Annotated in this window: 25 protein-coding genes and 1 riboswitch; of the genes, 16 read left to right on the top strand and 9 right to left on the bottom strand. The window is 39.4% G+C overall.

The window, feature by feature from the left end:
- Window positions 1-358: 358 nt before the first annotated feature.
- The 4 genes from queF to queC form a co-directional block, all read right to left on the bottom strand.
- Window positions 359-856 (bottom strand): preQ(1) synthase, encoded by a 498-nt coding sequence (gene queF, locus QCD85_RS03890; protein ID WP_301261681.1) that lies wholly within the window; start codon window positions 854-856, stop codon window positions 359-361.
- An 87-nt stretch (window positions 857-943) separates the two neighbouring features.
- Complete coding sequence (gene queE, locus QCD85_RS03885) at window positions 944-1,675, bottom strand: 7-carboxy-7-deazaguanine synthase QueE (RefSeq protein WP_301261962.1); 732 nt, start codon at window positions 1,673-1,675, stop codon at window positions 944-946.
- 158 nt (window positions 1,676-1,833) lie between these two features.
- Window positions 1,834-2,322, bottom strand: a complete 489-nt coding sequence (gene queD / locus QCD85_RS03880; RefSeq protein WP_301261680.1) for a 6-carboxytetrahydropterin synthase QueD — start codon at window positions 2,320-2,322, stop codon at window positions 1,834-1,836.
- The gene (queC, locus tag QCD85_RS03875; RefSeq protein WP_301261679.1) at window positions 2,319-3,002 is read right to left on the bottom strand and encodes a 7-cyano-7-deazaguanine synthase QueC; all 684 of its coding nucleotides are present in this window, start codon (window positions 3,000-3,002) and stop codon (window positions 2,319-2,321) included. Before queC ends, queD begins: the two co-directional genes overlap by 4 nt.
- A 228-nt stretch (window positions 3,003-3,230) precedes the next feature.
- Window positions 3,231-3,274, bottom strand: a riboswitch (PreQ1 riboswitch).
- A gap of 462 nt (window positions 3,275-3,736) precedes the next feature.
- Here queC and fosB point away from each other — a divergent pair.
- The 4 genes from fosB to QCD85_RS03855 all read left to right on the top strand — a co-directional run bounded on the left by fosB (window position 3,737) and on the right by QCD85_RS03855 (window position 5,658).
- The gene (fosB, locus tag QCD85_RS03870) at window positions 3,737-4,132 is read left to right on the top strand and encodes a metallothiol transferase FosB (protein WP_441005600.1); all 396 of its coding nucleotides are present in this window, start codon (window positions 3,737-3,739) and stop codon (window positions 4,130-4,132) included.
- Window positions 4,133-4,201: 69 nt separating this feature from the next.
- The gene (locus tag QCD85_RS03865; RefSeq protein ID WP_301261678.1) at window positions 4,202-4,459 is read left to right on the top strand and encodes a hypothetical protein; all 258 of its coding nucleotides are present in this window, start codon (window positions 4,202-4,204) and stop codon (window positions 4,457-4,459) included.
- Between the two features lie 39 nt (window positions 4,460-4,498).
- A complete protein-coding gene (locus QCD85_RS03860) occupies window positions 4,499-4,795 on the top strand; it encodes a hypothetical protein (RefSeq protein ID WP_273615226.1) in 297 nt (98 codons plus the stop codon).
- A gap of 263 nt (window positions 4,796-5,058) precedes the next feature.
- The gene (locus QCD85_RS03855) at window positions 5,059-5,658 is read left to right on the top strand and encodes a hypothetical protein (RefSeq protein WP_301261677.1); all 600 of its coding nucleotides are present in this window, start codon (window positions 5,059-5,061) and stop codon (window positions 5,656-5,658) included.
- 71 nt (window positions 5,659-5,729) lie between these two features.
- On the opposite strand, the gene QCD85_RS03850 is transcribed toward QCD85_RS03855, so the two are convergent.
- The gene (locus QCD85_RS03850) at window positions 5,730-6,407 is read right to left on the bottom strand and encodes an AIM24 family protein (protein ID WP_273616249.1); all 678 of its coding nucleotides are present in this window, start codon (window positions 6,405-6,407) and stop codon (window positions 5,730-5,732) included.
- 93 nt (window positions 6,408-6,500) lie between these two features.
- The gene (locus tag QCD85_RS03845) at window positions 6,501-6,914 is read right to left on the bottom strand and encodes a hypothetical protein (RefSeq protein WP_273615228.1); all 414 of its coding nucleotides are present in this window, start codon (window positions 6,912-6,914) and stop codon (window positions 6,501-6,503) included.
- A 246-nt stretch (window positions 6,915-7,160) separates the two neighbouring features.
- Here QCD85_RS03845 and QCD85_RS03840 point away from each other — a divergent pair, with 246 nt between their 5' ends.
- A complete protein-coding gene (locus QCD85_RS03840) occupies window positions 7,161-7,328 on the top strand; it encodes a hypothetical protein (RefSeq protein ID WP_273615229.1) in 168 nt (55 codons plus the stop codon).
- 253 nt (window positions 7,329-7,581) lie between these two features.
- Window positions 7,582-8,430 (top strand): EcsC family protein, encoded by an 849-nt coding sequence (locus tag QCD85_RS03835; RefSeq protein ID WP_273615230.1) that lies wholly within the window; start codon window positions 7,582-7,584, stop codon window positions 8,428-8,430.
- A gap of 136 nt (window positions 8,431-8,566) precedes the next feature.
- On the opposite strand, the gene QCD85_RS03830 is transcribed toward QCD85_RS03835, so the two are convergent.
- Window positions 8,567-9,499, bottom strand: coding sequence for a M23 family metallopeptidase (locus QCD85_RS03830; RefSeq protein WP_301261676.1), 933 nt, complete (start codon window positions 9,497-9,499; stop codon window positions 8,567-8,569).
- A gap of 337 nt (window positions 9,500-9,836) precedes the next feature.
- Here QCD85_RS03830 and QCD85_RS03825 point away from each other — a divergent pair, with 337 nt between their 5' ends.
- Together QCD85_RS03825 and QCD85_RS03820 are read left to right on the top strand one after the other, a co-directional pair.
- Window positions 9,837-10,550, top strand: coding sequence for a metal-dependent hydrolase (locus tag QCD85_RS03825; RefSeq protein ID WP_204825288.1), 714 nt, complete (start codon window positions 9,837-9,839; stop codon window positions 10,548-10,550).
- A 113-nt stretch (window positions 10,551-10,663) separates the two neighbouring features.
- Window positions 10,664-12,091 (top strand): alpha-L-fucosidase, encoded by a 1,428-nt coding sequence (locus tag QCD85_RS03820; protein WP_301261675.1) that lies wholly within the window; start codon window positions 10,664-10,666, stop codon window positions 12,089-12,091.
- A 102-nt stretch (window positions 12,092-12,193) separates the two neighbouring features.
- Here the strand turns inward: QCD85_RS03820 and QCD85_RS03815 are convergent, their stop codons facing one another.
- Both QCD85_RS03815 and QCD85_RS03810 read right to left on the bottom strand, forming a co-directional pair.
- Window positions 12,194-12,607, bottom strand: a complete 414-nt coding sequence (locus QCD85_RS03815; protein ID WP_204825286.1) for an ImmA/IrrE family metallo-endopeptidase — start codon at window positions 12,605-12,607, stop codon at window positions 12,194-12,196.
- Between the two features lie 166 nt (window positions 12,608-12,773).
- A complete protein-coding gene (locus QCD85_RS03810; RefSeq protein WP_204825285.1) occupies window positions 12,774-13,211 on the bottom strand; it encodes a helix-turn-helix domain-containing protein in 438 nt (145 codons plus the stop codon).
- A 418-nt stretch (window positions 13,212-13,629) separates the two neighbouring features.
- On the opposite strand from QCD85_RS03810, the gene QCD85_RS03805 reads away from it, so the two are divergent.
- The 8 genes from QCD85_RS03805 (at window position 13,630) to QCD85_RS03770 (ending at window position 20,968) form a co-directional block, all read left to right on the top strand.
- Window positions 13,630-14,136, top strand: a complete 507-nt coding sequence (locus QCD85_RS03805) for an ArpU family phage packaging/lysis transcriptional regulator (RefSeq protein WP_273615234.1) — start codon at window positions 13,630-13,632, stop codon at window positions 14,134-14,136.
- Window positions 14,137-14,243: 107 nt separating this feature from the next.
- Window positions 14,244-14,396, top strand: coding sequence for a hypothetical protein (locus QCD85_RS03800; RefSeq protein ID WP_301261674.1), 153 nt, complete (start codon window positions 14,244-14,246; stop codon window positions 14,394-14,396).
- A 502-nt stretch (window positions 14,397-14,898) separates the two neighbouring features.
- Window positions 14,899-15,825 carry a hypothetical protein gene (locus QCD85_RS03795; RefSeq protein ID WP_301261673.1) on the top strand — a complete coding sequence of 309 codons (927 nt, stop codon included), beginning with the start codon at window positions 14,899-14,901 and terminating at the stop codon, window positions 15,823-15,825.
- A 69-nt stretch (window positions 15,826-15,894) separates the two neighbouring features.
- Window positions 15,895-16,149 (top strand): hypothetical protein, encoded by a 255-nt coding sequence (locus QCD85_RS03790; RefSeq protein ID WP_301261672.1) that lies wholly within the window; start codon window positions 15,895-15,897, stop codon window positions 16,147-16,149.
- Between the two features lies 1 nt (window position 16,150).
- Entirely contained in the window at window positions 16,151-17,629 is a 1,479-nt protein-coding gene (locus QCD85_RS03785) for a phage tail sheath family protein (RefSeq protein ID WP_273615238.1), read from the top strand.
- A 94-nt stretch (window positions 17,630-17,723) separates the two neighbouring features.
- The gene (locus tag QCD85_RS03780; protein ID WP_273615239.1) at window positions 17,724-18,131 is read left to right on the top strand and encodes a phage tail tube protein; all 408 of its coding nucleotides are present in this window, start codon (window positions 17,724-17,726) and stop codon (window positions 18,129-18,131) included.
- 266 nt (window positions 18,132-18,397) lie between these two features.
- A complete protein-coding gene (locus QCD85_RS03775; RefSeq protein ID WP_273615240.1) occupies window positions 18,398-18,832 on the top strand; it encodes a phage tail assembly chaperone in 435 nt (144 codons plus the stop codon).
- Window positions 18,833-19,036: 204 nt separating this feature from the next.
- Window positions 19,037-20,968 carry a hypothetical protein gene (locus QCD85_RS03770; protein ID WP_301261671.1) on the top strand — a complete coding sequence of 644 codons (1,932 nt, stop codon included), beginning with the start codon at window positions 19,037-19,039 and terminating at the stop codon, window positions 20,966-20,968.
- The last annotated feature ends 20 nt before the right edge of the window (window positions 20,969-20,988 follow it).

Raw genomic sequence — 20,988 nt, 5'->3', positions numbered from 1 at the left:
GATCATATGTACGGCTACCATTGAGCGCAGAGGGATTGTTAAAAAGAATTATAAGTGACTTTTATATTCAAATTGTTATATATAAAAGAGAATAATGATAAGGTGTTAGCCAGATTGTTCATACGCTTATTCCGACTATAGGGATAGGTTTTTCTATCATTATGGAAGTTGAAATGAAGTAGAGAAAGTAAAGAATTTAAAGATAATTTGGAAATAAAATATTTTTAGTATATTTTGTGAACACCATAAATCGACAAAATAATATATGCTTTATCATAGAAAAATAACAAAAAAAGCTAACGCAATAACACGTTAGCTTCAAGCAAAATTCTATTTATAGAGCATTTTAATATTACAATTAACGATTATCGATCGTCTCAGGGTACATATCATGATTCATCATACGGTGCTCTGCCATTTGCTCATACTTCGTACCTGGCTTGCCGTAGTTTGTATATGGATCGATAGAGATTCCGCCGCGTGGCGTAAATTTACCCCAGACTTCGATATAACGAGGGTCCATTAATTTAACCAGATCGTTCAAAATAATATTCATACAGTCTTCATGGAAATCACCATGATTGCGGAAACTGAACAGGTACAGTTTGAGAGACTTACTTTCAACCATTTTTTGATCAGGGATATAACTGATATAGATTGTAGCAAAGTCAGGCTGTCCTGTAATCGGGCAAAGGCTTGTAAATTCAGGGCAGTTAAATTTGACGAAGTAATCACGATAAGGATGTTTATTATCAAAATTTTCAAGAATACTTGGATCGTATTCAAAATTGTATTTGACGCCTTGATTGCCGAGCAATGTTAAATCTTGCATTTCATCTGGTTGTCTTCCTGACATAAGAACAAATCTCCTCTAAATATATAATGACTTTCATTTTACTGCTTTTAGCATGTTACGTGAAAAAATAGAGTATATTATGATCTGCTACACTCCGCGCTTATTGCCCCATACAAGTGTATGCAGTTGCGGTAAAATACGAGCATCGTTAAAAGCAGGCATCTCCATCGCTTGATCGATCAGCCACTCATAACGCTTCAATAAAGAAGCAGCGATCTGATCGTCTGCACTGGTCACATCCGGATTACCGGTTTGTAAATAAAGCAATACATTCGGATAGCGCAAATGTACTTTCTCTGCATAAGCCAGATCATGTTCATCAAAAATAACCACTTTAAGGCTAAACGAATGGGCAAACTGTGATGTTCCTGCATAAGATAAAGACGTTTCTTGCGCTTGAGCAGTATAGCGACTAATCTGATTGTGTTCGAGACGACGAATAATATCATCTAGCATTTCAAAATTCGTTGTCATTCCTGAACTTGGTGGCTTAGGAGAGATCGTAACTTCATTAATATCAGTCAACCAATCTTGCCATTTGGAACCTTGAGTCTCGACAGCAGTACGAATGCCTTTTTCAGCAAGCAATTTCACGAGCTCACCTAATTGAGGAAGTAATGCCGGATTTCCGCCTGAGATCGTCACATGGTTAAAGCGATTACCACCAATTTCAAACAATTGAGCATATACTTCTTCAGCACTAAGACGCATAATCTGATCTTTGGCACTGCCATCCCATGTAAAAGCAGAATCACACCAGCTACAACGATAATCGCAACCAGCTGTACGGACAAACATCGTTTTCTGCCCGATCACCATTCCTTCACCTTGTACAGTAGGTCCAAAAATCTCCAGTACAGGGATAGGAGCTACTTTGGCTTGAGTGGTGTGTTCAGCATGATGATGGTCGTTAGCATCTGAACTGGCTAACTGGTTCGCTTTGGCAACTTGCTCGGCGTTTACTTTAAAGGTTGTACTCATGCTTGCATCCACTCCCGTCTTGCTTCTGCGTAACTGGTTGGTGTCTCATACAATTGTACAAATTCTACACGTCCGCCTTCGACTTGAGCTGCATAAGGCTCACTTTGTAATGCTAATTCCATTTGTTCATATAACCACACGACCATATTTTCAGCCGTTGTATTCATCGGAGGTAGTGTCTCATTCAAATAACGGTGATCCAGAAAAGGTTCGATATGTGCTTTCCAAATGTCTTTAATATCGCCAAAATCTACAACGATTCCATTATCACTCGGAATACCACTAATTCCAAAAATCACCCGGTACGTATGACCATGCAGATTCATACACTTACCTTCATAGGCATGTAAATGATGCGCCGCATCAAATGTAAATTCTTTATTGATAAGCACCCGTCTACGATGGTAGCGGAGCTGTTCATGTTGGATATCTATACCATACTGCTGCAACTTTTCGACGATACGGAAAGGGCCCGGTTGATTCATCGATGTGCACCTTCAGTAGAGTTATTTTGTTGACGTTCTGCCAGATAACGATCCAGTCCAGCTTGACGCAATTTGCAAGCAGGGCATTCTCCGCAACCGGAGCCAACAATACCGTTGTAGCAAGTTAACGTTTTTTCACGTACATAATCAAAAGCACCTAATTGATCTGCCATTTCCCATGTCTGAGCTTTATCAAGCCACATCAAAGGAGTATGAATCACAAATTGATGATCCATGGATAGATTCAACGTTACATTAAGTGATTTGACGAAAATATCACGACAATCGGGATATCCGCTAAAATCCGTTTCACAGACACCGGTAATAATATGACGTGCGCCTTTTTGCTTGGCCATAATTGAAGCAAAGCTCAAAAACAACAAATTACGTCCATCCACAAATGTACTTGGTAATTCGCCTTCTTCGTGCGTAATATCAATATCCGAACGAGTTAGCGCATTAGGAGCCAATTGGTTGAGTAGACTCATATCGAGAATCGTTTGCTGTACACCTAATTCGTTAGCGATTTGAGTAGCGACTTCGATCTCTGCGCTATGACGTTGACCATAGTTGAACGTTACCACTTCTACTTCAGCAAATTGTTCTTTTGCCCAGAACAAACAGGTTGTACTATCTTGGCCACCACTGAAAACGACGACCGCTTTTTCATTTTTAAGCATAAAAAAATCTCTCCATTTCCTTAAAGGGATATCAAGACATTAGAATGAAGATTACTTGCTTAGAAAAGAAAATGATCTGCATCATTCTAGTTAGCAAAGTGTTCTACATACTACATCTTGTCGTCCTTCGGGAAGAAGAGAGTTCCATGAACCTGTCCAACAAAAAACAAACCTCATATCAATGCTAAAAAAGACAAAAATGATCTTTTTTAATCGCTGCATTAATCAGGATTGATAGTTTTTTATAGAGGGAGTTCGCGAACCTCTCCCGCGTTGCTCTGTACAGAACCACGTTATCTACTTTATCAGCAGAAAGTAGTTCTTTGCAGGACATCACGGATTATCTTCTGTTCAGGATAAAACTTAAAAAAACTGCTTCGTTAGTATAGCATATTTGCAAGCAATGATGCATGATTAGAACTAAATAATTTATAAAGATTTTAAAGGAGCAATCAATGGAAAAATACATATGTGCTGTATGTGGATATGATCAATTGGACGAACCGCAATGGGAAGGTGATTCGCCAAGTTATCAAATATGTGATTGTTGCTTTTTTCAAGCAGGATTTGATGATGATGGAGCGAGTTACCCTGTTAGTGTCGAAGAATATCGCAAACGTTGGTTAGAGAATGGAAGCCCATGGAGAGGATCATATCAAAATCAGCCTGAGCATTGGGATGCAAGAATGCAATTAAAAAATATAAATGTTGATCCAGACAAGAAGGAAGAGCCTATTATTCATGGGATAGGACATATTACATTTTCTGTAGCTAATATCGAGCATGCAATGACTTTTTATATTAATGTATTTGCTGTTCAGCCTGTATTAGTCAAACCGAAGACTGTTTATTTTGAAATAGCCGGTATTTGGTTAGCATTGAATGTACAAGAAGATATACCAAGACAAGAGATTCACCAATCATATACTCATATTGCTTTTTCGGTAAAAGAGGAAGATTTAGAAACTTTACAAGCTAGGCTTCAAAGAGCAGGTGCAACAATAGAAGAAGGTCGTCAGCGCAATCCAGAAGGAGAAGGACAATCTATCTATTTCCGCGATCCTGATGGACATTTATTGGAATTTCATACAGGGACCTTAGAACAACGATTGGATTATTATCGCAGATAATTAGTATTCTAAAATAAAGAAAATTTTAATATCAAAAGAGCCTAGAAGTATTCAGTAAGGAGTTTATAAATGAGTTCTGTCAAAGAACAACCTGTTGGAAAATGTTGTGTATGCTCACAAGGTTGGATTATTGTTGTTAAAGAAATCTCCAGTCAAAAATACTTTGTATACTGTGATGAATGTGAAATAGAATGGGATCATCCTGAAGATTTTCTAACTAATCAAAAAGGGACTCGATTTAAATATGGATTTATTATAGAAGCGAGTAAGCAGGAAGTGGTCGATATAGGTTGGTATAAATATATTGATCAAACCATGTTACAATAAAACAAACAACTGATTTTCATCAACAAAGGAGAATATACAATGAATATCACGATACGTAATGCTCAATTGGAGCAAGTGCCTGAACCGGATAAAGGGTATATTGGCAAAGTGGAATTAGTCGTCGAAGGGCATGCAGAACCTTATGAAGTGACACTGTTCACCAAACGTGGCAAAGAGTGGGATTATAGCTTGCACTTTCTCAATGAACCCGGTAAAGAAGAAGAAATTCTGGCACTGGAAACGCTGATTAGTGAAGATGATGATACGTTTGATCGCATTATTGATGCGGTTTGGGATTTTTATGAAGCGAATGAAGAAAACTCTGCTTCCGAATAAATCATAGCCAACCTAAGAAGAAGTAGCTAATATCCGTCATCATTAGACAGGATGTTAGCTATTTTTTGTTATTTTTACATACAATGGAGTTATAACACTTGGCGTAAAGGGTTATTATAGGATAATATGCAAAAGAAGAGCTATTCCATATTCATATATCTAATGAGAGAAAGTAGGAGTTCCAGGCGGCATGATTTTGATGCAGCAATAATTGCACACATCGTAGCTTATAATAGACAACACATATGGAAGGGAGATGTATGATGATTGGTTTTTTTCGTAACAAAACGGTTCCTTTAGCTGATCAGTGGACACGTCTGAAAGAAGCAGGCATTACCGTAAATGAAGGAATTAGTCTTGAACATTTAATGAGTGGTAAAGATAAAGCTTGGTTTGAGGAGAAGCCTTATGTGCATCTATTGATCGCATTGGGCGGGCAGACATTGATCGAAGAAGAATGGGCAAATCATACAAGTAATATCTGGTATGTGGATCTCAAAGCGGTAGAAGATACCGATATTTATACTCAACTGGCGGAGCGTATGGTGCAAATGACCGATGGCGCCCTTGAAATGAAACATATTCGCAGTTGTGTCGATCATGAGAAACGCAATGTACTGTTTTCGTTTATCTATCACGGAGAACGGATAGAATGGAATTTGGAGTATAAAAATGAATGGATTGATAAAAGCTTTTTTGATCATATGATTGCGCTGGATCGCACACGTAATCCAGAACGACAATTTGTCGCTAGCCCGCAAGATCATCATTTATTGATTGCATATATTGATCAGAAGCAGTTCAAACAGCTTAACAAATGGATCAAACCCGAGTTTGAATTATGGGATAATGGAGCTGGTTAATCGCAAAATGGATCGAATAGCTACCTGAGATAACAAGGTGTGCTAATCGATCCATTGTTGTATTCAACTTATTATTTAATAAATATGCCACCAAAAGGAATTACTTCACGTAGCACTCGCTTGAACAATCCATCGCCTTGCAAATGCTTTTCCAGTTCGCCGCTATCATGTCCACTTTGAATCAGTACCGAGCCATTGCCTGTCATCTGCCATTGATAATGCATATGCTGGCTAGCCAGATGATTACCATAGACGCTTAACTTTAATTGAGCATTTTCAGGATAAGCAAGTAGACTACGAGCATCTACATATAAAGGTTCGGTAGGATGCAGTTTCATTTCAACAACAGCACCTTTGGTCAAAATACCGATTTCACCTTCACCGCTAAATTTTACTTTGATCGCATCACGGGTAATTAACATATTTTTGAACTGTAAGAGTCGGGTTTGCATTTTGATGCCGTCTGTATAATAAAAAAGGTGTCGGAAATCATAAAGAAGATCACTACCCCCACTAATAGGAATAGGCATCAAATTAAAACCGGGGGGAAGAGAAGCGATAAATCGGCATGAACCTGTAAAGTCTGCTCGAATCAGATTACGTTTGCGGTACATTCCTTTAACATCCATAAAGCGATCACTGCGTCCTCCAGAAGGGCCGGTATATGCTATCACTTGACCGGGATGGAGCATATGCAATTTTTCCGCTTCATCTAGTACAATCGTTACCGCTTGTCCGGACGAAGGCATTTTGGTTGATTGTTGCCATTCCAAGTGCAAAAGGGTTCCTCCTGAAATTTATAATTAACATAGTCACTGTTTTCTTTTCGGTCAATCGTATCATTAACGGCGACGTAAGCCAAAACGGATCAGACGGGTAGATATAAAGAAAAGTACAACTATCCCTATAGCAGTAAAGACTAATCCTTTCCAAAAACGAGCGCTTTGTGCACGATCAGCTTCTGATTGTTTGAGTTGTTCTACCGTTTGTGCGAGCAAAGCATTTTGTTCAGCCAGACGTGCATTTTCTGTACGATAAGCTTCTATATTCGATTGAGCTTGATCAAGTTTATTTAATGCCTGATCGTACCCTTGTTTGAGTTCATTCACTTCCTGGGGCAAATTCGTAAAAGTCTCAATCCCATTTTTGTAGTCTTCCCACCAACCTGCATGTGCCATCGTCTGGCTTGTAAATAGCCCTGATAATACGATGAAGCCGACCAAAAATATTCGTAACGGTTGAGTCCTTTTTGGCATTGTGATCCCCCTTTCTTTTCAATAGATTCAGTGTAAAGATGTATCATAATACATATACCCTAATATTACATGGTTTATAGGAAAAAATACATTTTGTTCTATATGACTCAGATACATTTCCGGCAAAAACATATGAAAGATGTTTAACTTCTTCTAAATACGGGTAATACTAAGACAGGCCAAGAAAAATTTCCAGTTCCACCACATACAAATACGAAGATTAACTATACTAGGAGTGAAAGACAAATGTACAATTCTAACTTTGATCATAATTACAGAAAGATTCAAATTACAGTAAATGGCGAGCCAGTAGGCGACGGTTTGGTATTAGATCGTGTCACTTATGCACCTTTACGTGAAGAAGACAATCAAGCAGATAAAGCGAATCAACATCAAGCCATATCTTCTATCTAAATAAACATTAATATAATGAGTATCACCGATAGACGCGGAGATCCACGACCCGCGGCTTTTTTATATCTAAAATTATGTGTACGGAGCATCTACAAAGACAATAAGCCGTATAATTATTTTTTCTGTAGATAGAGAAAATGGTTATAGGGCTTTTTTTGATAAATAAATAGGTAACATAGGTGTAGTAACTGCTTAATATCTATTATAATAAGTAAAATAGAGCATTAATTATGGATTGAAGGAGCCCAATACGATGAACACTATGGAGAGTCAGGCTGAACTTGAACAAGCATTACAACAGATTAAAAAGTGGGAAAAAAATCAAGGTGGTCTTATGTTTTGGGACAAATTGGGACGTATCCCTTTTATGATCCTCGATAAAATGACACCTAAAATGATCCGTAACAAATTAGGAGTAGTCTTGAATGAGTTAGGACGTTTTATTCAAAGTGGAGGAACATATCTAATTTCATCCAAAGCAGTCCTGCAACGTCTAGCTAAAGAACAAGGTCAAGCTGAGCAAGAGCTAACGATATCACAAGCATCTCAATTACCTTTGCAAGTGATGAACAAAACAGCAGACTCTTTATCCAAAAATCGTTCCAACTGGGCAGCGCTTCAAGGAGCAACAACAGGCATAGGCGGTATTTTCACTATTTCGGCAGATATTCCAGCAATGATTGGGATGTCGCTCAAAATACTACAAGAGATTGCATTATGTTACGGTTATGATCCAAAAGATCCGAAAGAGCGTTTGTTTATTATGAAATGTCTGCAATTCGCTTCTTCTGATGTAGTAGGCAAAAAATCAATTTTAGCAGAGTTATCAGATTTTGATCATGCAGATACATCCAAAGAAGTATTTTCACAAATGAAAGGGTGGCATGAAGTCATCACCACCTATCGTGATAATTTTGGGATCAAAAAATTATTTCAATTGATCCCTGTTGCCGGGATTGCTTTTGGCGCATTTACGAACCATACTGCACTTGAAAGTGTCGCAGAAGCAGGTAAAATGTTGTATCGCAAACGTCGTATTCAAGAACGTCTACAAGAATTACAACAAGCTGAATCAAGTTCTCCTTCATTAGAAAAAATGTAATAGAATAGATCTGATCGAGCAGGTTCTATGCGAAATATTTGAATAGCTAATTATTGTAAACAAAGACAAGCGTTCTCCATCGTAATCGTGGAGATAACGCTTGTCTTTCTCTTTTATACAAAAGCGAACATACGTGCTATAATGAGGGGTACATAACCTCGCCTTGAATAGGTGAAATGTTATTGACAAACTGTACAGGTAACGAAGTAGAATCTGCCCAATTGGCTTGATCCATCACTTGAAAATGAATATGAGGTTCGCTGGAATTGCCAGAATTACCACATTGTCCGATCACTTGTCCACGTTTCACCGTATCACCGACTTGTACTGTAATCGAATGTTGACGGAAATGAGCAAGCATACTGTATTCACGATCAGCATGTTGAATGATCACGTAATTACCAGCAGGCTGTTGTTCATTTGTTGAACCTACAGGAATATTATCTGCAATATCGTTCACGACTTTAATGATTTTGCCATCAGCAGGTGCAGTAACTGGTCGGCCAAAAGCAAAGTAACTACTGTTCTTTTTTGCATTACCACGATAAGAAGATCCATTTTGAGTAACGATAAGATCATAAGCATAACGTTGATTCGGATATTCATAATGGTAATTGATCAATGTATTAGAGCCACCCCAGACCACTTGCCAGTTTTGCTGAACAGGTGGACTGAATATCGTTTGAGTCTGTATATGATCTGTAGCAGGATACTTTTCTAGCTCGTTTACACGTAATCCTAAAATTGTATGATCTGGATAATCAGGTAGCTGATCAGCGAACACAGCAACGATTCCGCGACGTTGTTGTTCGTCTACCCAGACTTTGCGAATCGTATGGTCTTGTTTGAGTTCAGATATAGCTTGGAACCCTTTGGCATCATCACCAAACGAAGAAATAACTTTGAGAAACGTATCCCATGATACTTCTTCTTTGAAAGCTTGAGATGTCTGAGAATAAATTTGCTCATAATTTCCTTTGACTAATTCATTTGCCAGATGATCGGGATGAATCGGATATTCTGATGTATCGCTAGGTGTGACACGCACAGATTGTGAAGTTTTATGCATAATTTGTTCTCCTGACTGTATCTTGAATGATTTGCTAGTTACAGATGAAGAAGCTAGGTGGTCTGTATTACAACTGGTAAGCATCAGGCTCAATAGTGAACAATATAATGTAATACGGAGCAATTTTGATAATGTTCCCATATGAACGCTCCTTTAAAAGATGTTAGAAAATGTGCTTGGATTCTTATATGATGTCTTTATAGCTATCTTACTATGAATAATCAGGATAAAAAGGCGAATAGTAAAAATTTAACATTCATCTAACAAATCAAACATTTCATTTACAAAACAACATGAATAACTGGATGTGCTTGGCAGAAAGGAAGATTTTTTTATTATGATGGGTAAATCGCATTTTATTATTAGTACCGGCGTCACCGTTTCGTTGATGACACTTGCAGGAATACCGGTGACATCAGCAGCTGTTGTTGCAGCGGCTGTTAGTTCTTTATTACCCGATATCGATGAGCCTAATTCACTGCTTGTCTCCAAAACATTATCTGAACCTCTATTGCGCGTATTACAGACGATTATGCTGGTATCGGTCGTATGGATTTTGTGGAAAGGGCTTTTTGGAATGCCGTGGGATATAGGGATCGCAGTCGCTGTTGTCTTTATAGCTTTTTTGCCTGTTCGTTCTTTGCGCAAATTTGTGATGTTTATGATTGGAGTCGGTATGATTATTTATGGCCGAGATATAGCTCCATGGAATTATATGGCAGGTAGTCTGCTGATTATTTGTACCTTTTTACCTCACCGGGGATTAACTCATACGATCTATGGTACAGCCGCATGGTCAGCATTGTTGTATGGAACGACTGCTCATCTAGGCAAAAGTATCTGGATAGCGGGCGGAGTTTCTTATTTTCTACATTTATTAGCGGATTCTCTTACCAACCGAGGTGTAAAATTATTGCCACCGCTCAAATGGAGATTGCGTTTTAACCTGATGAGCACAGGAACCAAAAAAGGCGATAAATTTGAAAATATATGTATCGTATTGACACTTATTTTGCTAGGAATCGTCTTTTTACCGAAGTTATCAGGGTAGAACGAAAAAAAGTATACACAATCATAAAAGAATCTTGCAGGAAGTTCCCTCTGTATCGCCAATTGATATAGTAAGCATTTCAATCTATAACTAAGCGACAGGGGGAAAAAGCAATGAGTGAGCAACCGATGAATGAACAAGAACGTGAATTGATGGAAAAGCTGATGGAAGTACAGGGTGGGGTACATAATTACAGCAGTGAGGAATCCTGGGTTAAGCCAGAAGATCCGTTCATTTTGGAACGATTAGAATGGTTCAAAGATCAGAAGCTAGGGCTGATGATGCATTGGGGGCCTTATTCACAGCTAGGGGTAGTCGAATCCTGGGCGCTTAGTGATGATGATGGCGATTGGTCAAGAGACGGGATCGATTGGCAACAGGACAAAGAAGAATTGAAAAGAGAGTATTTTGATCTAAACAAAACATTTAATCCGATCCGCTTTCAACCGGGAGTCTGGGCAGAACTTGCGGCAGAAGGTGGATTCAAATATTTAAATTTTACAACCAAGCATCATGATGGATTTTGTATGTGGGATACGCACACAACCGATTATCGTATTACAGGCAAAGATACTCCTTTTCATCAACATAAATACGCCGATATTGTAGGCAATGTGTTCAATGCTTTTCGGGAAAAAGGATTAGCAATCTCTGCTTATTTCTCCAAAGCGGATTGGCATACGCCATATTACTGGGCAGATGGCATGGAACGTGGACAAAATTCATGGCGTGGTCCTTCTTATGATCCTGCTCAATATCCATGGTTATGGGAAAAGTTTGTTGAATTTACACATGAGCAGATTTTGGAATTGTTGACGAAGTACGGACGGATTGATGTACTGTGGTTAGATGCAGGATGGGTTAGACCGGGGAAAGGCAATCAAGATATTCGTCTGGGTGAAGTGGTGGAAAAAGCACGTAAACAGCAACCGTGGTTATTGTCAGCAGATCGTACTGTAGGAGGAGCTTATGAAAATATAGTAACCCCTGAACAGACAGTTCCAGAACATGCGATGTCGATTCCATGGGAAAGCTGTGTGACGATGGGAACTTCGTTTTCTTTCCGCTATGAAGATAACTACAAGTCAGTGCGTGAGTTAGTGCATATGTTAATGGAGATTGTCGCCAAAGGTGGTAATCTAGCGCTGAATGTAGGGCCACAACCGGATGGACGTTTGCCAGAAGGAGCTATCGATCGGATTAAAGGATTGGGTGCTTGGCTCAATGTGTATGGAGAAGCTGTATATGGAACACGCAGTGTTGCACCTGTGTATACACAAGGATGGGCATTTACAGGTAAAGCAGCTCAGCAGACCGTATATGCGTCGTATTTATATGCGAATGAAGCGATAGTGGTTCCGTCTACGATCAGTATTCCTTATATGGAACAGATCGCAAGTATCGATTTATTAGGCGAAGAAGTCATTGAAGGATTAGACTTTGAACAAAATGAAGAAGGTATTGTGGTGAAATTGCCTGCCTCTGTAACCGATGTAACAAGTGCGCCAATTGCTCATGTATTTCGTATTCAACAATCTTAAAAGATAATCTAGATCTGTACAGCAAAAAGAGTGGTTATCTTAAGCCACTCTTTTTTTGTAGGCAATATAAGCTTAAAAACGTTAAAAAGAACGTATGTTCGATTAATAATCAAAAAAATAATACATCTCTGGTGGGATGCCTGTTCGTTTAGCAAAAGCTTCGGTCGTTTCTCCTATTCGTTGTTCTTGTCCAACTGTTAGTAATGTAATCGCAAAATAGTTGGCTTGTCTTTCTAATTTACCCGGCCAGAAGTAAGAATGTTCTTCTAAAAAAAAGCGATTAATGCCTTTATGCAGTCGGTCATGTCCTAGTTCGTGCGCACATACGAATCGCTGCCATTGATCCGAAAGCCCTTCATTAATAATAATAAAGCGTCGTCTCAATTTTTTGTAATACAATCCCTTGGTTGATTTCCCAAGATCCATATAGCGAATATGTATGCCGAGCGCTTCAGCAATTTCAAAAGGGCAATTGGTTTTATATTTGCGGACCAGATGAGCTGCGTTCTCTTCCATCGTTACAAGCCACCTCCGAGCGCTTAGTCGAATAAGCGCGACTTCTTCTAGTCTGATAAGAAAGTGATTTTTACAAAGCAAAACTTCTTTCGTTCAAGCGCTTGGCAGTAAAAGCGCCTTTCTTCTATAGAATACGTAACTGCTTACTATATATAAGATAAAGTGTTTATTTGGATGTAGAATCGTCAGAAGAAAGAGGTTTCCGTTTGTTCATTTGCTTGGCTTCCCAGAACAAACCGGTTAATACATCTTTGATCCGTTGCTTATCTTCATCATCCAGTGGCACTCCATCAAACATTAATTCACCATCTTCCTCTAACATCTTTTTAAAATCTCTTTTATCACGCGAACTAGCCCACTCGGGAATTTGTTCCGCTTCTTCAGGGCGCAAATATCCTGCTTGATCCATCATTTCGGAATAAGAAATAGCTAGCGCTTTGGCTAGTTTTTCGATCGTTTGTGGCTTAGGCACACCACGTCTACCATTTTCGATCCGCGAAATTTGTGAAGTGCTGATGCCGGCGATCTCTGCCAACTGATTAATACTCCAGTGTTTTTGCTCACGTATTTGCTTCAAATATAGACCAAATGAAAGATTATCCACCGACAATACACCCTTTCTATAGGTACACTTGCGAAATATTCAATGAAAGTAAGAACACTTATAATATACCCTAGTATTGCCATTAGGTAAACACACTCTTTTATTTCTTTGCCAAAAGGTATGGGTTTGTGAGCAAAAGCGAGATAATATATGTTTTTTGTGCGAAAATCGCTTTATTTCCGATTTTACCAATATTCTCCGGTATGATATTGTAAAAACATAAAATACGAACAAAATACGAACAAGATCAATAAATTGGAATTTTTGATCGGTTTATAGAATGAGAGAAAGTCATTATTGTTTAAAGTATTGCCAAAAGGTAATGGGTGAAATAGCAAGAATATTGCCAGGTGGTTGTATTTTGTTAGCTCCGTTCTACTTTATAACTATACTAACCCTATTAAAGGAGTGTTGTCTCATGAATTTATTAACTGCTCTACCTGAATTAGATCGCCGCCAAACTCGTACTGCTGTCGAAGCGGTATTTGAAAAATATCGAATTTACAAAACAATCACATTTGAAATGCGTGAAACGTCGATGACTGCTTCTTATCAAGAACGGATGCATGGCCCTACAAATGTAACTAGCGATTCTACAGCAAATGCTGCGATCTATAATGTAGATACACCAGCCGCACGTCGTGCTTATTGTGAACGAGTAGAAGCGATTGTAGAGCGTTTGGGAGAACGCGAGCAATTGTTGCTTAAAGAGCGTTATCTCAAACACGATGATGTATTCGATTATAAAGTGTACAGTTATTTGTTCGATCCGCCGATCAGTAAAGACACGTATGTTAAAGTCAGAACCAAAGCTTTTTACAAAATGGCGTTAGCACTTGCCGATACAGGAATGATCAAATTAGATGAATTGATGCCGAAAAAAAACCGTACCCGTCGCAGTACAGAAGTTCCTTATAGTTCATAATGATTATATGATAAAGCACAGATTCATATAATCATTGTAAGGAAGATAGAGAGTCCAATGGTAATGTGTTACCTTTAGACAGATCTCAATAGAAATGAGGAAGAATCATGAGCCTAAAAGCAAAACCTGCATGGTGGATCAAAGTTGCTACAGCATCTGTGCTAGTATGTGCAGTCGATATTGTACTTTCTCGCAAAGTAGTCAGTCAATCGTATCCCAACGCTGTAGATACATCGACAGGCAACCATCCAGTGAAATAAGTAATATTCAATCATATATAAGTCGTCCCAAACGTTTGCTTACAAGCAGACGTTTTTTTGTTTTTATTATGGAAGCTTTTCATAATAGATTTCAGTATCATATTCGAAATGGAGCGGAATAATGAGAATAACAAAACGAATATGGCTTGATTCACTAATAGGGCTAAATTGTTTTAACCTTCATTTATATAGAAGAAAAGAATTCAATCAGGCAGAAAAAGCGCTATAAAGCCTGTTATATCAACGAAAATCATGCCTATCGAGAGGGTTTCCAATACCTCTTCTTTTTACCACCGTAAGTCATCTATTAACCGTCCTTTTTTCGTCCGATACACCGTCTCCATTAGGAGAAAAACGAGGTAAGATTGTATTATCGGAAATGAAGCAAAAGGAACACAATCAACCGAAAGCACATACGCTAATGTACAGACTGATCCTAGAGATTCAGTCTTTTTTTCATGCGGTGAGATGATTCCTTTGCTTATATTTCTGGATAAAGGAGGTGAACAATATTCCTAAGATGCGAGCTACGATCAAGTCCAAGCTGGCAGAGATTATTCCAGAATGGAAAGGTCAGGTTTACGACCTTCCGCCACTTGATTTGATTTTGCCAGGTTCTTGTGCAGTCGTTACTTTTGCAGAAGAAGTACAGAAGTCATCTTGGGCAGGTTATCGCCGGATTGTTAAAGTCTGGCCTTACGCCCGGGTGAATAATGGCGGCTTTGAACAAGTAGAAGCTTGGACACAACAATTGATTGAAGCATTACATGATGTGCGTTTGGAAGATAAAGATGGGCATGCATTTACATGTATCTATCTTGGTGCTTCGGACAGTGACCGAATCGATACACTCAGTGGATTAGCTACACGAGCGATACGATTCGGTATCTATGTTCCTGAACCATTAGATACATCTACTAGCAATAATGCGCTTCTGACTTCCAGCATTGCTGATGCCAATCCGTCTGCAACACTTGAATCTGGACAACCCGATTCATGGCTCACCGCCTTACACGATTGGACACAAGAACAACTAGGCAATGAGTGGACAATCTATAAGGAAGCGTGGCCTGCTGGTTATGTTGCTCCTGCTGTGCTCTGGCGATTGACTGCAAGTAACTTTGCGGCGGCAGGAACTTCTGCTTTTGATGTACGCAAGCAATGGATAGGGCATGTCTATGGGCGAAATGCACAAGAAACACAGCGAATAGCGACCGGGTTGGTAGAACGTCTGAGTTCACAGACACGAATCCCACTCGATCTGGCTGATCGACGTTATTTAATGGTAAGTGAAGCATCTGTAGATTTACAAGCAGATGCTTTTTTGAATGGACAGATTCGTTTAACGTTGTTACGTCGTGTCCAGCGAGAATTACCTAATGCACCGTTAATTCGCGAAGTGACCAACAAACCTGTTTTAGATTACTAAATGTATGCTGAAGCGAATAAGTGCAAGCTTACTCATTTCATAGTCATGCTAAGAAAATGAGGTGTTCTGATGGCAAATGTCAGCAAAAAGAGTGTAACTGCTAAAACAAGCAACACTCCAGTACATGAAGATACGGAGCAGTCCTCTTCCAAAGCAAGTCAGCCTCAATATACGCTGACTGAACTTCTGCAACATGCAGATGAGCTTTTTGGAGTAAAGGCTGAAGTATTGCATGGTGTGTTTTACGATGATTCCGAAAAATTATTTTCAGTAGAAGAAGCTACACAAAAAATCCAACAATTTATGAAAGAGAAGGTGAAGTAAAATGGCAAGTGGCACATGGGAAAGCACGAACAAACCGGTACTTCCGGGTTTATATATGAATTTTGAGGCAGCAGCTGCTTCAGCAATTCAAGCAGGTAATCGTGGTACAGTGGTTGTTTTGGTCAAAGGAAACTGGGGACCTGTAGGAGAGTTTGTGGAAATTGGTAGTGAAACAGCGATCTCACAACATTTTTCTGGAGACAGCGAAAATGGAGCAACAGCTTACAATTCACTCTATTTGGCATTGTTAGGTGGCCCTAAAAAATTGTTGGCTTACCGTTTGGCAGATGATACAGCTAAATCTTCTAGTCTAGTATTGAAAGCGGCAGGTGCTACAGAAGGCACAGCAGGCGCTAACGTGCTTCAATTGGATACAAAATATACCGGTACACGCGGTAATGGCTTTACTGTAACGGTTCAGCCGAACTTAACAGACAGTACTCAACAAGAAATTCGTCTATATGAAGGAACCAAATTGGTACGCACATTTGTAGCCAAAGATGGAAAAGCATCTTCTTTTGCCAAAGCGATTAACGAAGATACAGATAATCTATGGATTACAGCAAAAGCTTTAGTAGATGGTGGTATTCCAGCTAACGTAGCGAACGCTGCATTTGCAGGGGGCGCAAGTGGTAACGCAGGTCTAGCTAATGCTGACTATATTGAAGCACAAGCAGCACTGGAAAGCGAAGAATTCGATGTGTTGGCATTAGACTTTGCAGCTGACCCTGCTTTACTGAAAAGCTTTGCCGCTTGGATCAAACGTGTACGTAGTGAGGGTAAACATACGGTTGCAGTAGTCGGTGGTACAGCAGCAGATGATCTATCTTCCAAAGCAGCTACGATTGCAGCAACACGTTCTCTTTCATTGAACTACGAAGGTATTATCAATGTAGGTACGGGTGTGCGCATTGGGACAACAGATTATACTTCTGCACAAACAAGTGCTTATGTAGCAGGTCTGATTGCAGGTCAACGTTTAAACGAATCGACAACGTACCATATTACGCCTTTCGATGATGTGACTCGTCGTTGGACACGTTCTGAGCAAGAACAAGCTGTAAAAAATGGTGTGTTTATTTTCTTCCATGATGGTCGTCAAGTGAAAGCTCTTCGTGGGGTGAATAGTCTTGTGATTCCGGCTGCTGGACAAAATAATGCTTGGAAAAAAATCCGTTCGATTCGTGTTATGGATGCGATCAATGGTGACTTACAACGTGCGGCAGAAGATTCTTATATCGGTAAAGTGAATAACACTGAAGAAGGTCGCCTTGCTCTTATTGGTGCCATGAAAGAATATCTGAATCTTTTGGCGCAAAGTAGTGTTATTGAAGCATCTGGCTTCGATGTAATCTTAGATCCTGCTTATTATGGCGCAGCTCCAATCTTACGTCCAGAAGCAGACCAAGTATTCTTGCAATGGAATGTGAAATTGACAGATGTCATGGAGCAATTGTTTGGCACATTTTACGTGCAATAAATAGTCGTCGTCAGCGCTATATCTATTCATTTAGGTATAGCTTATTCCCTTTACAAACAAAACTAAGAACCGAAAATCAAAGGAGGAAATATATATGTTAGACGCTTCAAGAGTTATTCTGGGTACACACGGACAATTGCACATCGATGGGGTATGGCAAACGCATATCAACAAACTGGAAGCAAGCGTAGAAATTGAAAAACGTGAGCTGAATCTGGTGGGTAACGAATGGAAAGTACACAAAAATGGTTCCAAAAAAGGTACAGGTACAATGACAGGTTATAAAGTGACTTCGGATATGTTGGTACGTGGTTTCCAAAAATTCGATATTATCTCCAAACTAGACGATCCTGAATCGTATGGTCATGAGCGTGTTCGCTTGATCCGTTGCATGCCAGACAAAATTCAACTGGCAAACTGGACAGCTGGTGAAGAGGTTCCAGAAGAAACAGCGTTTACGTTTGAAGGATATGAGTTGTTAGATCCAATCGTAGCGAACTAATTCAACTATTCATAAACTACTCAATAACTTCACAGTGTATGAGTAAATTAGTATGCGAATAGGTAAGGCTAAAAAGGCTACTTTTTACTATTACTGTTTTGGATATTTATAAGCTTTTATATCTTATTCCACTATAGGGTAAGCGGCAAGAGAAGAACTTATTAGCTATTTCTTCTTTTGTCGCTACTTGGCGTGGACTGAATATGAAATCATTTTTCTGTTTGTAGCAAAACACTATTATTGACGATCCTGAGGAGGACATAATCATGAGTTTGAACGAAAATTTATCAGAAGAACAAATCTTGGATAGCCTATTTGAAGCAGCAGACAAATTGCCAGAAGAAACAGTAGGGATTCAACGTCTGGATTTGCAAATGACGTTGCGTGGACTCACTTCGAGTAAAGTAGACAGTATTCGTGAACGTTGTACGGTTCGCAAAACGACCAAAGGTCGCACAGAAGAAAAAGTAGATAGCGAAACATTTAACGCATTGTTGATCTCAGAAGCGACGGTTCAATTGGAAGTCAAAGGATTGAAGTTAAACGGTTGGGGCGATCCACGTATTACCAGTCGTTTGAAATTATCCGGTGGCGAACAAGCGGTACGTCGTATGTTACTAGCGGGTGAATTGGATGCAGTCGGAGACAAAGTGCTTGAACTATCTGGCTTCGGTGTGGAGCTTGATGACCTAAAAAACTAATTCACTCCGGCGGGATCACAACGATGCTGTATCACATGTGGGTACGGCACAACCTCCGTCCCGGAGAGTTTTGGAATTTGCCCCAGGGCGAGCGCTCACTGTTGTTAGCTTTTTCGCAAGAAGAACTGCAATCGATCAGTAGCCAAATGGGAAGATAAAAGATATTTACTAGTAATTCCTTTGAGTAAATAGGGAGGTGAATGTATGGCAGAAAGTATAGATAATAGTCAATTGAAAGCAACAGTCAGATACTTTGATCAGATTCAGCGATCATCTGATCGATTGGGACGTGCAAGATATCAGAATATTATCAAAATGAATAACGAATTAAAATCTACTACTCGTTACTTTGATAATATTTCTCGCGCAGCTTCAAAATTGGCTAGTACTCGAATTACACTACAGGTAAGTTTGAATGATCAAGCTTCTCCAGCACTGGATCGATTGCTTAAAAAATTGAGCAGTGTGAAAAGCCAAATGATTAGTGCGTCAGGTAACTTTACGGTTCAACAACAAATTAATGCTACGATTAAAGGTCTTAAATTACCCAATTCAAAAGTAGCCCCTGCTACAGTTAATATGAGTCCTAGTTTAATTAATGTTTCTAATAATAGTCTGACTAATAAATCGACTAGCTCAGCAGCAAAAGAAGAACCTAAAGGATGGTTTGAAAACGCAGTAGATAAAGTCGATCAGTTTAACAAAATTATGGATGGAATAAAGAATGTATTTGGAGAAGAAACGGTAGATAAAGGAAGAAAATGGGTTGGCGATTTTATTACTGGTAAGAAAAAAGATCCTACAGATACAAACGGTAATTCCAATAGTGACACTGCTGCAAACGGAAGCAATGACAAATGTTCTTGCTGTTGTTCAGACAAAAGCGGATCTGGTGGATCTTCTAGTATCATCAATCAACCTAATCCGGCAGCAAATAATCCAAATCGTGATAATGCAGCAAATGGTAAAAAGGTGAGGAGAGGACGATTCGGAAATCAAAGAATTTCTACAGGAGGACCTTCGCCAGCTGCTGATTCACCTAATCCGCCCAATAATACAAACCCTGCACAACGTAGAATAGTATTAAATGCTAGAACTACAGATGCAATTAGGAATAGAACCCTTCATAGAACCAATCCAAATGATACTGCTACTGATGGTGATAACGATACTGCTACAGGCGGTAGAAGAGGGAAAATCAAAAGTGCTTTATCAGGCTTTTTTAGTATGGATGGTTCAGGTCCAGCCGGATTACCAAATATGGAAGAAGGCATGGGTAAACTTTCGGAACATTTATCTGGAAGTAATAATAAGTTTTTGAAAATGGTCGGTGGCGGACTAGCTGACGGTGGCGGTAAGATCTTGAAACCACTAGGATTTATATCAGACATGGTCAATATCGCTACTTCTTCAGAGGAAAATAGAGGAGAAGCAGTTGGTTCCGCTGTAGGTAGTACCGCAGGAACAGCTCTGGGGGCTGTAATTGGGTCAGCTATCTTACCAGGTATTGGTACTTGGGCAGGTTCTATGGTCGGTGGTTGGGCTGGGGAGAAATTAGGTGGATTGGTTGGTGGTAGTGATCTAGGTAAAGCTGCTGTTAGCGCAGTAGGTGATGGCATTACAGGTGTCAAAGATTATCTTTCAGACAAAGCCAATGGATTGAAAGATGGAATTATGAGTTGGTTTGGTGGTGGAGATAAGGCTAAACAAGAAGCTGCCGCTACTCCAGCAGTAGCTCAAGTAGCTCAACAACCTAACAACCCGATGCTTGCGACCAATGCCAATATAGCTAACCCCGCAATGACAACTCCTGCTGCCCAAATAGTTAAAAATGCAGCAACTAATTCTGATAAACCTGCAAGCAAAGGTCCAGGTGGAGATGCAACGAAAGCCGTTCAAATCAATGAAACACAAATGGGAGCTATTTCAGGCATGCTAAAAGAATTTAAGTCTGAAGTAGTTAATAAAGTATCGATTACTGTCCCAACAGGAGCCGTTCAAGTAACAGTCAAAGAAAACGAATTGGATTATGAAGGATTAGCTTTACAGATTGGTCATCGTATTGCAAATGAGCTTCGTAAATCTATGCAAAATATGAAGCCCAATCCTTCAAAAGCTACCCCATTACCTATGTAGTGTAAACTTTATAATTTTTA

The organism is Paenibacillus sp. PsM32 (genome assembly GCF_030433815.1).
Taxonomy (GTDB): Bacteria; Bacillota; Bacilli; order Paenibacillales; family Paenibacillaceae; genus Saccharibacillus; species Saccharibacillus kyungheensis.
This window is presented reverse-complemented; position numbering and strand designations above follow the sequence as displayed.

What these genes read in the sequence shown, in the direction of transcription:
- QCD85_RS03850 (WP_273616249.1), bottom strand. Translation starts at nt 6,407, where the DNA reads ATGCCTTCGTCCGGACAAGCGGTAACGATTGTACTAGATGAAGCGGAA.
- queF (WP_301261681.1), bottom strand. Translation starts at nt 856, where the DNA reads ATGTCAGGAAGACAACCAGATGAAATGCAAGATTTAACATTGCTCGGC.
- QCD85_RS03865 (WP_301261678.1), top strand. Translation starts at nt 4,202, where the DNA reads ATGAGTTCTGTCAAAGAACAACCTGTTGGAAAATGTTGTGTATGCTCA.
- QCD85_RS03820 (WP_301261675.1), top strand. Translation starts at nt 10,664, where the DNA reads ATGAGTGAGCAACCGATGAATGAACAAGAACGTGAATTGATGGAAAAG.
- QCD85_RS03780 (WP_273615239.1), top strand. Translation starts at nt 17,724, where the DNA reads ATGTTAGACGCTTCAAGAGTTATTCTGGGTACACACGGACAATTGCAC.
- queD (WP_301261680.1), bottom strand. Translation starts at nt 2,322, where the DNA reads ATGAATCAACCGGGCCCTTTCCGTATCGTCGAAAAGTTGCAGCAGTAT.
- QCD85_RS03845 (WP_273615228.1), bottom strand. Translation starts at nt 6,914, where the DNA reads ATGCCAAAAAGGACTCAACCGTTACGAATATTTTTGGTCGGCTTCATC.
- queE (WP_301261962.1), bottom strand. Translation starts at nt 1,675, where the DNA reads ATGGTGATCGGGCAGAAAACGATGTTTGTCCGTACAGCTGGTTGCGAT.
- QCD85_RS03785 (WP_273615238.1), top strand. Translation starts at nt 16,151, where the DNA reads ATGGCAAGTGGCACATGGGAAAGCACGAACAAACCGGTACTTCCGGGT.
- QCD85_RS03860 (WP_273615226.1), top strand. Translation starts at nt 4,499, where the DNA reads ATGAATATCACGATACGTAATGCTCAATTGGAGCAAGTGCCTGAACCG.
- QCD85_RS03835 (WP_273615230.1), top strand. Translation starts at nt 7,582, where the DNA reads ATGAACACTATGGAGAGTCAGGCTGAACTTGAACAAGCATTACAACAG.
- QCD85_RS03825 (WP_204825288.1), top strand. Translation starts at nt 9,837, where the DNA reads ATGATGGGTAAATCGCATTTTATTATTAGTACCGGCGTCACCGTTTCG.
- QCD85_RS03855 (WP_301261677.1), top strand. Translation starts at nt 5,059, where the DNA reads ATGATTGGTTTTTTTCGTAACAAAACGGTTCCTTTAGCTGATCAGTGG.
- QCD85_RS03840 (WP_273615229.1), top strand. Translation starts at nt 7,161, where the DNA reads ATGTACAATTCTAACTTTGATCATAATTACAGAAAGATTCAAATTACA.
- QCD85_RS03775 (WP_273615240.1), top strand. Translation starts at nt 18,398, where the DNA reads ATGAGTTTGAACGAAAATTTATCAGAAGAACAAATCTTGGATAGCCTA.
- QCD85_RS03770 (WP_301261671.1), top strand. Translation starts at nt 19,037, where the DNA reads ATGGCAGAAAGTATAGATAATAGTCAATTGAAAGCAACAGTCAGATAC.
- QCD85_RS03815 (WP_204825286.1), bottom strand. Translation starts at nt 12,607, where the DNA reads ATGGAAGAGAACGCAGCTCATCTGGTCCGCAAATATAAAACCAATTGC.
- QCD85_RS03790 (WP_301261672.1), top strand. Translation starts at nt 15,895, where the DNA reads ATGGCAAATGTCAGCAAAAAGAGTGTAACTGCTAAAACAAGCAACACT.
- QCD85_RS03800 (WP_301261674.1), top strand. Translation starts at nt 14,244, where the DNA reads ATGAGCCTAAAAGCAAAACCTGCATGGTGGATCAAAGTTGCTACAGCA.
- queC (WP_301261679.1), bottom strand. Translation starts at nt 3,002, where the DNA reads ATGCTTAAAAATGAAAAAGCGGTCGTCGTTTTCAGTGGTGGCCAAGAT.
- QCD85_RS03830 (WP_301261676.1), bottom strand. Translation starts at nt 9,499, where the DNA reads ATGCATAAAACTTCACAATCTGTGCGTGTCACACCTAGCGATACATCA.
- QCD85_RS03805 (WP_273615234.1), top strand. Translation starts at nt 13,630, where the DNA reads ATGAATTTATTAACTGCTCTACCTGAATTAGATCGCCGCCAAACTCGT.